At 62.8% G+C, this 9995-nt stretch carries 8 protein-coding genes; 3 read left to right on the forward strand and 5 right to left on the reverse strand.

Going from position 1 to position 9995, the window contains the following annotated elements; all coding sequences use genetic code 11:
• Positions 1–41 precede the first annotated feature (41 nt).
• Positions 42–1649, forward strand: a complete 1608-nt coding sequence (locus NW846_RS05445) for a glycoside hydrolase family 57 protein (protein WP_011430886.1) — start codon at positions 42–44, stop codon at positions 1647–1649.
• 282 nt (positions 1650–1931) lie between these two features.
• Here the strand turns inward: NW846_RS05445 and ilvB are convergent, their stop codons facing one another.
• Complete coding sequence (ilvB, locus tag NW846_RS05450; protein ID WP_414345917.1) at positions 1932–3728, reverse strand: biosynthetic-type acetolactate synthase large subunit; 1797 nt, start codon at positions 3726–3728, stop codon at positions 1932–1934.
• A gap of 532 nt (positions 3729–4260) precedes the next feature.
• Here ilvB and NW846_RS05455 point away from each other — a divergent pair.
• A complete protein-coding gene (locus NW846_RS05455; RefSeq protein WP_414345964.1) occupies positions 4261–4416 on the forward strand; it encodes a PepSY domain-containing protein in 156 nt (51 codons plus the stop codon).
• Between the two features lie 39 nt (positions 4417–4455).
• Here the strand turns inward: NW846_RS05455 and NW846_RS05460 are convergent, their stop codons facing one another.
• From NW846_RS05460 to NW846_RS05470, 3 genes are read right to left on the reverse strand one after another with little or no spacing between them, the layout of a single operon-like run.
• Entirely contained in the window at positions 4456–5007 is a 552-nt protein-coding gene (locus NW846_RS05460; RefSeq protein WP_011430890.1) for a hypothetical protein, read from the reverse strand.
• Positions 4994–5380 carry a thioesterase family protein gene (locus NW846_RS05465; protein WP_099813344.1) on the reverse strand — a complete coding sequence of 129 codons (387 nt, stop codon included), beginning with the start codon at positions 5378–5380 and terminating at the stop codon, positions 4994–4996. The genes NW846_RS05460 and NW846_RS05465 overlap by 14 nt, the downstream gene beginning before the upstream one ends.
• Before the next feature lie 33 nt (positions 5381–5413).
• Complete coding sequence (locus NW846_RS05470; RefSeq protein ID WP_011430892.1) at positions 5414–6922, reverse strand: hypothetical protein; 1509 nt, start codon at positions 6920–6922, stop codon at positions 5414–5416.
• Between the two features lie 196 nt (positions 6923–7118).
• Here NW846_RS05470 and NW846_RS05475 point away from each other — a divergent pair, with 196 nt between their 5' ends.
• Positions 7119–9287, forward strand: coding sequence for a toll/interleukin-1 receptor domain-containing protein (locus NW846_RS05475; RefSeq protein ID WP_041438461.1), 2169 nt, complete (start codon positions 7119–7121; stop codon positions 9285–9287).
• 210 nt (positions 9288–9497) lie between these two features.
• On the opposite strand, the gene NW846_RS05480 is transcribed toward NW846_RS05475, so the two are convergent.
• Positions 9498–9755 (reverse strand): hypothetical protein, encoded by a 258-nt coding sequence (locus NW846_RS05480; RefSeq protein ID WP_049749773.1) that lies wholly within the window; start codon positions 9753–9755, stop codon positions 9498–9500.
• Positions 9756–9995 lie beyond the last annotated feature (240 nt).

Raw genomic sequence — 9995 nt, forward strand, 5'->3', positions numbered from 1 at the left:
CTCGGTTATCTTCTCCTACCTGAGGATCCCTGGCCGCTATGATGGGCTATCTCGCCTTGGTACTCCACGCACACCTGCCCTTTGTGCGCCACCCTGAGCAGGACTTCGTGCTGGAAGAAGAATGGCTCTACGAAGCCATCACCGAGACCTATGTCCCGCTGCTGCACATGTTCGAGGGGCTGCGGCGAGATGGCATCGACTTTCGCTTCACCATGTCCCTGACGCCGCCCTTGGTGTCGATGCTGCGGGATCCCTTGCTGCAGGAGCGCTACGACCACTACCTAACCAAGTTGGAAGAGCTGGCCCAACTGGAATACGACAAGAACGCCACCAACGGCCACATTCGCTACCTGGCCGAGCACTACATCAAGCAATTTGCCATGGTGCGCGATCTCTGGGAGCGCTACGACCGGGATCTGGTGCGGGCCTTCAAACAGTTTCAAGACAGCGGCAACCTGGAGATCATTACCTGCGCGGCTACCCACGGCTACCTGCCCTTGATGCAGATGTACCCGCAGGCGGTATGGGCCCAACTTATCGTGGCCTGCGAGCACTACAACGAACACTTTGGCCAATGGCCAAGAGGGATCTGGCTGCCGGAGTGCGCCTACTACCAGGGGCTGGAGCGGATGATCGCCGATGCCGGCCTGCGCTACATGATCACCGACGCCCACGGTTTGCTCTATGCCAAGCCGCGGCCCCGCTACGGCATGTACGCCCCCATCTTCACCGAGACTGGCGTTGCCGTCTTCGGTCGGGATCACGAGTCTTCGCAGCAGGTGTGGTCAGCGGAGGTGGGCTACCCTGGGGATCCCGTCTATCGCGAGTTCTACAAAGACCTGGGGTACGAGGCCGACTACGAGTACATCAAGCCCTACATCATGCCCAACGGCCAGCGGAAAAACACCGGCATCAAGTACCACCGCATCACGGGGCGCAACCTCGATCTGGGACAGAAGCAACTTTACGATCCCTACTGGGCCAGGGAGAAGGCGGCAGAACATGCGGGCAACTTCATGTTCAACCGCCAGCGGCAGATCGAGTATTTGTACAGCGTCATGGGGCGTCCGCCGCTGGTGGTGGCCCCTTATGATGCCGAGCTGTTCGGCCATTGGTGGTATGAGGGCCCCTGGTTTTTGGATTTCCTCATTCGCAAGAGCTACTTCGACCAAAATACCTATCGCATGACTCACCTGGCGGAGTACTTGCGGGAGAACCCCACCCACCAGGTGTGCAAACCTGCCCAGTCCAGTTGGGGGGCGCGCGGCTTCCACGAGTACTGGCTCAACCCCACCAACGCCTGGATCTACCCCCACCTGCACAAGGCCACCGAGCGGATGATCGAGCTGAGCCGCCGCGAGCCTGCCGATGACCTGGAGTGGCGGGCCCTGAACCAGGCGGCGCGGGAATTGCTCCTGGCCCAATCTTCCGACTGGGCCTTCATCATGCGCACGGGGACGATGGTTCCCTATGCGGTACGCCGCACCAAATCCCACCTGCTGCGCTTCAATCACCTCTACGAGAAGATCCAAGCCGGCCAGTTTCGGCGAGAAAAAGCCACCCCTGAAGACGAGCAGTGGCTGGCCAAGGTGGAATACATGGACAACATCTTCCCCAACCTCAACTACCGTGTCTACCGGCCCCTCTGACCATTGGGTAAGGCCGGAACCTTTTGGCAACTTCCACCCGCACCGCGTGGAAAAAAGAATTTCCGACTACTTGAGCCTCACTCCCCCCCTTCCTCTTCGACGATGGGCTGGGGTTGGTCGCAGCAGAGGCGCGCTCGGGAAGTGTTTTCTTCAATCGGGTTTGAAACGACTGCAGTTTGAAATAGCCATCATCGGCATCCCTGCGGACTTTCCGCTGCCGAGGGCGGGCCTTGTTGCGAAGGGATCCCAACTTCCCTGCCCTGATGGCCAGCCCTGCCGGTTCTAGAGCTTGGTGCCGCACTCGGCGCAGAACTTGTGCAGGCTGGGGTTTTTGGTGCCGCAATTGGGGCAGTAAATCAGCTCGGCGGCTTGCTCCAGTTGCCGCTTTTCCGGCAGGCCGATCATCTGGTAGTTGGCTTTGCCGGCGGGCACCATCGGGTAGCAGTTCTCGTCCCGCTTGACCACAAAATCGACCACCACCGGCCCCTCGTGGCGCAGCATCTCTTGGATGGCGTCGTCCACTTGATCGGGGTGATCGACGCGCATGCCCTTGACGCCAAAGGCTTCAGCCAGCTTGACGAAATCCGGCATGCCCGGAGTCATATCCGAGTGGGAGTAGCGCTCGCCGTGGAAGGCCTGCTGCCACTGCCGCACCATGCCCTGCCAGCCGTTGTTGATGATGGCCACCTTGGTGGCAATGCCGTACTGGGCCACCGTGCCCAGCTCCTGCATGTTCATCTGGAAGCTGGCGTCGCCGCTGATGCAGATCACCTCGGCGTGGGGCAGGGCCACTTTGACCCCCATGGCCGCCGGGAAACCGTAGCCCATGGTGCCCAGGCCAGAACTGGAGATCCACTGGCGCGGCCCGTTACGCAGAAACTGCGCCGCCCACATTTGGTGCTGACCGACATCGGTGGTGTAGTAGGCGTGGGGAGCATGGCGACGAAAGGCATCGATCACCTGCTGCGGGGCGATCACGCCCTCATAGCGGGGCACCTGCAGGGGGTAGTCCCGTTTCCAGCGCTCGATCCGCTCCAGCCAAGCCTGCGTCTGGCCAGGGGTGTGGGGCATTTTGCTCAGTTGCGCCAACAGCTCCACCAGGACGGTGCGCACATCTCCCACAATCGGCACGTCCGGAGTGCGGTTTTTGCCCACTTCTGCCGGGTCGATATCAATGTGGATAACCTTGGCGTGCTTGGCAAATTCGTCCAGCTTGCCGGTTACGCGGTCGTCAAAGCGGGCCCCCACGGCAATCAGCAGGTCGCACTCGGTAACGGCGAAGTTGGCGTAGGCGGTGCCGTGCATGCCCAGCATCCCCACCGAGAGGGGATCGTTCTCATCGAAGGCCCCTTTGCCCATGAGGGTGGTGGTCACCGGGATCTGATAGGTGTGGGCCAGCTCGGCAATCTCGGCATGGGCACCCGAGATGATGGCCCCGCCCCCCACGTAGAGCAGGGGCCGCTTGGCCTGCAGGATCAGCTTGGCCGCCGCGTGGATCTGGCGCGGGTTCCCCCGCACCGTGGGCCGGTAGCCGGGGATGTTGACTTCGCTAACCGGCTGGTAGTCGAACTCTTCCAGCCCCACATCTTTGGGAATGTCGATCAGCACCGGCCCCGGTCGCCCGGTGCCAGCAATGTGAAAAGCCTCGGCCACGATCCGAGCCATTTGGCGCGGATCCCGCACCACGTAGGAGTGCTTGACGATGGGCAGGGTGATGCCAAAGATGTCGGTCTCCTGAAAGCCGTCGGTGCCGATCAAATGGCGGGGCACCTGGCCGGTGATCACCACCATGGGCACAGAGTCCATCATGGCATTGGCAATGCCCGTCACCAGGTTGGTTGCTCCTGGCCCCGAGGTGGCGAAGCACACCCCCACCTTGCCGGTGGCGCGGGCGTAGCCATCGGCAGCATGGGCGGCGGCCTGTTCGTGGCGGACTAGGAAATGTTTGAGTAGCCCTTGGGATTCGGCCTTGTACAGCTCGTCGTAGATGGGCAAGATCGCTCCTCCTGGATAGCCGAAAATGTGCTGCACCCCATGTCGATGCAGGCTATCCACCAGTGCATAGGCCCCTGTTGCCACGATATCTTCTCCCCACTGAAGACGACCGAGCGCTCAACCTGAAGGGTTTGAGCTAGAAGACCAGCCAGCTATTGGCCGGCTTTTTAGGTTGTGTATTTAATCCAACAGTCTAGCAGGGGTTTGCTCCGCAGGGTTGAGATTTGCCTGGGGGGTGGCAACCGGTTTTTTCCTTCACCCTGCTTTTGCCTTGGAGAGCCCTTTAAGGCTGAGCTGTCGCATCCCCAGCAGAGGTGGCTCTAGATGAGAAGGGATCCGCTGCCCTGGGGATCCTGCGCTGCAAAACCTGCCCAGGCCGACGTGAGACCATCCGGTTCTCAGAGGGTTGAACCTGAAATTGATGGCATCCTCCCCTCAATATTTATTGAGGGGATTATTGCCCCTCGAGCTCCCCTACTTCTCTAAAACCTGCTGTTATCTATCTAGGTTTGATGATTGCGATGCTGGTCGGCAACCCGCTGGCTGGCCTCAAGACCGGCCCAGAGCCGGTTTTTGCCCGGTCTTCTGTCTCAGCAATCGATGAAGAAACTATTGGATTGCTCGCTTAGTTGTTCCCGCTGCTTCCGTTGAACAAGTCGAACTGGAGCGGGAGAATGGGCGCTGGGTTTGGAAGGTGGGGTTTGCCAACGACATTGAGGTCAAAATCGATGGCAGAGCCGGGAAAATTCTAGACATCGATGATGACTGGTAGTTGGGCTGCTGCAAGAGCCCAAGAGAGGGCTGACGAGTTCTATCGGATCCTCGAGCGGCTGCTGCGCAGGATGAGCCATGCCAATTCCAAGGCCGGCCCCAGCACTCGCCAGGCGCGAAAGCAAAGCAGCAGGGATCCCTGTCCGTGCCAGCCGGTGTGGGCGAAGGTCAAGCGCAGGTGGCAAGCCAGCGAGGGGGGGAGGGTTGCCAAAAGCCCTAGGCACTGCCCCGTCAAGGCCGGGTCGGCAAAGCCGATTTCCAGGCCGCCTCGCCAGGACTGGATCTGGATCCCCTCGGCCAACCGCCTCAGAAGGGGCCAGAAGCGAGGCCAGTCGGCAAAGGAGAGACGGCAGCCCACCCAGGCTGGCCAATGCCCGCGAACGTATAGGGACCCGCAGCGCCATTCCCAACCCCGACGGCTGCCCCGCAGAGCCAAGCCCCTCCACCCGCGCCATTCCCCAACCCAGGCGAGGGGGCCCTGCCAAGGCTTGCGGTAGCGCAGCAGGAGCTGTTGTGGCCAGAACAAAAACAGCCCCAACCCCGTGACCAGCAACAGCCCTGCCAGGCGCTGGATGACCTCAGGCCAGCCCATAGCGAGCCAGAAAACGGGGCAAATCGACCACCTGACAGGTATAGGATCCCTGCATGACCAAGCGCCCCTGCTGCGTGATCTTCACCTGAAATTCAATGCGCCTTCCCACCGCTTGCACAACCTCAACCTGAACGTGTAGAGGATCCCCGACCACGGCTGCCGAGCAGTGTTCCAGGGCAAAGCGGATCCCGACGACGGCTTCTTCCCCCTCGTAGAAGGGCTGCAAGGTGTTGTGGCCGCACCGCTCGATCAGCGCCAACAGCGCCGGGGATCCGATCACCCTCACGCCGGGGTTGCCCAGGGCCTCTGCCGTTTGCTCGGGGCCGGGGATCCCTTGCCAGGTGCCGCGGGTGCCGAGAGGAACAGGTTTCACGGTCTGGGAGCCCCAACAGGCGAGGGTGGGCATTTAGCGGGATGCAGTCCTGGACTGCCACAGGCGCCAGCCCTGCCCAAGCAAGAGGCAGAGAACCAGGATCCCGACGAGAACCACCAGCACCAGGGCCCGCTCCAGGCGGGTGGCATAGAACCCCGTCACCGTCCAGTTGCGGCTGAGGTTGGAGCCCAAAATGGCAAGCATAGCCAGGCCCAAAGCTTGGGTCCCTGTCCAAGGTGCCCTTCCCCTTTCTTGGTTTAGGGCTATGGGCTGCAGCGCTGCCAAGATCAAGGCGGTGATCAAGGCTGCCAGCAAGAAGGCCGCCTGCGGCTGGGCGTGGACGAAATAGCCCACCCCCAGCGGCAGGAGCAGGCTGGCCAGCGTCAGGCCGATCCCCGTCGGCAGCGGCCTGTCTTGCCCGTACACCCAGTGGACAAGCGCTGCCAGCCCCATGCTCGCCATGCCCAGGTACAGCGCCGCCGCCACATAGGGCTGGGTGAGGTCGATCCCGGCCACCTGCAGGTTGAACTGGTGCAGCAGGTTTTGCAGCAGGGGTTGGGCCGACAAAAACAGGGCGGCCATTGCCCCCCAGCGGCTGGGAAAAGCCAGACACCCCAGCCCCAGCAGCGCCGCCCCGTAGGATCCCCCCAGCCGCAGCGCCAGCAGCGCCCCACCGCCTACCAGCGTCAGGCTCACACAGGCCCGCCAGAGCAAGGCCTCTTTCCCCTCGGGTGCCGGGATCCCGCCCTCCAAAGCCAGCAGAGCCCACGAGAGCAGCACCCCCGCCCCGTACAGCAGCGCCCAAAAGGGATCCTGGTACAGCCCGTTGCGCACCAGGGCCAAAGCCAGCGCCGTCGCCACCAGCCATCCCACACCGTGCCCCAGGGCCGACAGCAGCCGGTTGGAGCCCACCTCGCTGTCGCGCGAGGACTCCGTCCCGCTGGCGGGAACGGGGAGGATCAGCAGGGGCAGCGTGCCCGCCACCAGGCTGAGGGCAGCCAGCCCCACCGGCAGCAGCACCGACCAAGGGAGATCTTGGGGGGAGCCCATCTCCAGCAGGCGGGATCCCCAGGTCAAGGCGGCGATGCCGCTCCAGCCCTGGCCCAGACCCATCAGCACAGACAGCATCTCCGCCTCGGCCAAGCAGCCCAGCAACGGGATCCCCACCAAGCCCATCCCCAGGCCGCAGCCCCACAGCAGCAGAGAAAAAGCAGCTCCCGCCTCAGATTCCTCGAAAGCACCGCGGGCTAGGCCCCACACGCTGGCCAAGCTGAGCAGCAGCACCGCCAGCCCCTGCCCGGCCCGCCCGCAGCCGCTCAAGCCCAGCAGACCCAACCCCACCAGTCCCCCCAGCAACACCGCTAGCGGGATCGGCTCCGACAACTGTCCCAGCCCTGCCCCCAGCGCCGCCAAGGCTGCCAAGCCCAGCCCCACTGCCGGCTGCCAACGGCGAAGGGATCCCCAGCGGCGATAGCGAATCGCTTCCAACAGCAAAACCACCAAGCCAATTGCAGCCCCAATCGCCAGCGCTCCGCTTACCATCTCCCCCTCCTGACCAACCCTTCCTCAACTATCGCCGATCTTGGTCTGGCCATCGAAGGACTCCGTCCCGCTGGCGCAAACGGCAAAAGGGTTGACAGAAACTTGGTGCCTTATCCCCCAGCCGGGGAAGGGCAATGCCCCAAGCCGCCGAGGCGGTGGCAAAGATAAGCTGGAAAAGAGCAGCGAGCGGGCGTTCATGTCTTCCGAGCATTACAAGTTCGACCTCTTCTTGCGTTACCACCGGGCCCAGGCCCGTTGGGCGCGGCAGTTGGCGGAGCGGCTGGATCGGGAGGGCTTCAAGGTCTGGTTTGACCGCTGGATGCTACAGCCAGGAGACGACCGCCGGCTGGAGCTGCAACTGGCCATCGAACAGTGCCGCTGGGTCGGGGTGGTGGCCTCGCCGGAGTTTGTCGCCAATCCCTGGCCCAGAGATGAGCTCTACAGCGGCTTCTCCCACGCCCCGCCCCGGCAGAACCAGCGCCTGCTGACGCTGCTGCACACGCCCGCCGAGCTGCCCCGCCCCCTGGCAGAAGCGCCGCTGCTGGACTTTAGCGGCTCCGATGAGGATCCGGTGCTGTTCGAGTACCGGGCCCGGGAGCTGATGCACTTTTTGGATCCCAGCTTTCCCGCCCCCGGGGATCTGCAGCGATTTCGGCTGCAATACCGTCGCCGCGAGGAACTCCCTGAAGATGAGGAGGTGCGGGGGTTCCAGGCCTTTTTGCGGGCCATTCAAATGGCCATCCTGCGCATTGCCACCGGCGAAATGCCCTCTGCCACGCCGGAGGAAGGAGCACGCAAGATTGCCATTTTGCAGTTTATTCAGCGGCTGTTTCAGTGGAACAGCGCCGACATTCAATTTGAGCGGGCCGAGGAGTGGCGCAAGCGGGGCAACCTGAGCGAGGCGCTGGCCGCCTACGACCGTGCCTTGAACATGGATCCCAACTTTGCCCTGGCCTGGAGCCGGCGCGGCGATGTGCTGGTGCAGTTGGCCCGCTACCGCGAGGCGGTGGACAGCTACAACGGATCCCTGAGCATCAACCCCTACGACGAGGAGACGCGGCTGCGCCTGGCCCTGATTTTGGGGCGCCTGGGCCAGTACAAAGCGGCGGTGGTCAACTACGACAAGGTGCTGGAGAGCAACCCCGAAGATGCCTTGGCCTGGCACAATCGCGGCATTCGCCTCATGCAACTGAAGCGGCCCAAGCTGGCCCTCAACAGCCTGAACAAGGCGCTGCGCTACAACCCCCAACAGCCCCGCACCTGGCTGGCGCGTGGGATCGTGCTGCGGCGGCTGCGGCGGCCCAGCTCGGCGGCGGCCAGCTTTGCCCGCGTCCTGAAGCTCAACCCCAGAAGTGGCCGGGTCTGGCGCTACCAAGGCAATGCCCTGTTCCACTGCCAGCGGCTGCGCTCGGCCATCGAGTGTTACAAGCGCTCGCTGCGGCTGCGCCGCCGGGATCCCATTACGCTCCACAACCTAGGGGTGGCTCTGCTGCGCCTGGGGCAGTATCGGCTGGCCAGCAAGGCCCTGGAACGTGCTCTGCGCTACGACGCCGACAACCCCAAAAGCTGGTATGCCCGCGGCGTGGCCTTCCAGAAATTGGGCTACCTGAGGGAGGCTTGCATTCACTTCGAGGAAGCCCTGAAAATCCGGCCAGAGGACTTCCCGGCTCGCTACGCCCTGGCGGTGGCCCAGCAGGAGCTGGGGCAATACGAAGCCAGCCTGGAGCAGTTCCGGCGCCTGGTGCAACAGCGTCCCGGCAGCTTTGCCTGCTGGTTTGGCCAGATCACCAGCCTGCGGCGCTTGGGCCGGTTGGAAGAAGCCCTTGCTGCCGCCCAACAGATGACCCGCCTCAACGAACGGGATCCCTGGGGCTGGTTTGCCTTAGGGCTAGTGTATGGCGACCTGAAAGAGGCAGAAAAAGCGGTGGAGGCCTACTCGCGGGTTTTGCAGCTCACCCCAGAAGACGCGGTGGCCCTCAACAACCGCGCCTGGGAGGCCCTGAAGCTGGGGAAATTGGAGCTGGCTCTAGCCGACGCCCAACGGGCCACAGAACTGGAGCCGCAGCGGCCCGCCTTCTGGCATACCTTGGCGCTAATCCAACTACAGGCCGGCCAGCGGGAGGCGGCCCAGGCCAGTTTGCAGCGCTGCCTGGAACTGGATCCCCAGTTTCAGCCGGCCCAAGCTGCTCTGCAGGAGCTGAACCGCGCCGGCTCCAGCTCGCCGACACCGTTGCCGGGCAACTTTGCCGAGAGCCCTGCTGCTGACGCGCCGGCAGGAACGGCGCTGCCAGAACTGAAAACCCTCACCCCTCAAGAGGAGCCGCAACCGGTAGACCGTAGGCCCCTACCGGATCCCTCCGCTTAGCCCTTGTCTTGTGCCAATCCCCACAACGCCCTGACTGGATTTATGCCCAGGGACAGCTTGCCTCCCTGCCTGAGAAAACTCCACCGGCTCAGGGCTATGTAGACCATCCGCGAACTGAAGCGCGGAAGCAGGCTACTGAGCAGGGGGAGAACCTCAGCCTTAGCAATATACAAACTGTGCTGTTCAGAGGGGCCGTCAGCTCTCCCCCGTTCACAGCAAGGGCAGGCCGCGCAGTCGTCGCAGTTGGTTGATATGGGCTGGGCAATCACACCCGAACAGGGCAATGGCGGCGTTGCTCTCTTCGAGGGTGAACTCCAAGAAAAGATGCTCCGCCGCCTCGACCTCAGCTTCAGATGGGTTGGGATCCCCTATCTCTGGCCAAGGGAGCGGGTGCCGCCACGGCAAAGAACGAGAGCGGACAACACTCAGATCAAATTGAGGCACCTCCAGAGCAGAAGCCCAAGCCATAGGAGCAGGCGACAGCAGCAACGCCCACAGAGCCGGTGTAGCCCACCTAGCCCAACGCCAATAGAAATGAGGGATCCCTGCCATCAATCTGACCAACTCACCGTAGCGGTAGTGTACCACTGGTTTTGGCTTCTGTCAGGAAAGAGAAACTCCATCAGCCGAAATGACCGTAAAGTGGTTGAGCTTACAGCCTGTTAAGGACTCAAGGGGTACAATAGCAGCACTTAGCAAACCAACTTC

Source organism: Synechococcus sp. W60.3, from assembly GCF_047502615.1.
Classification (GTDB): domain Bacteria; phylum Cyanobacteriota; class Cyanobacteriia; order Thermostichales; family Thermostichaceae; genus Thermostichus.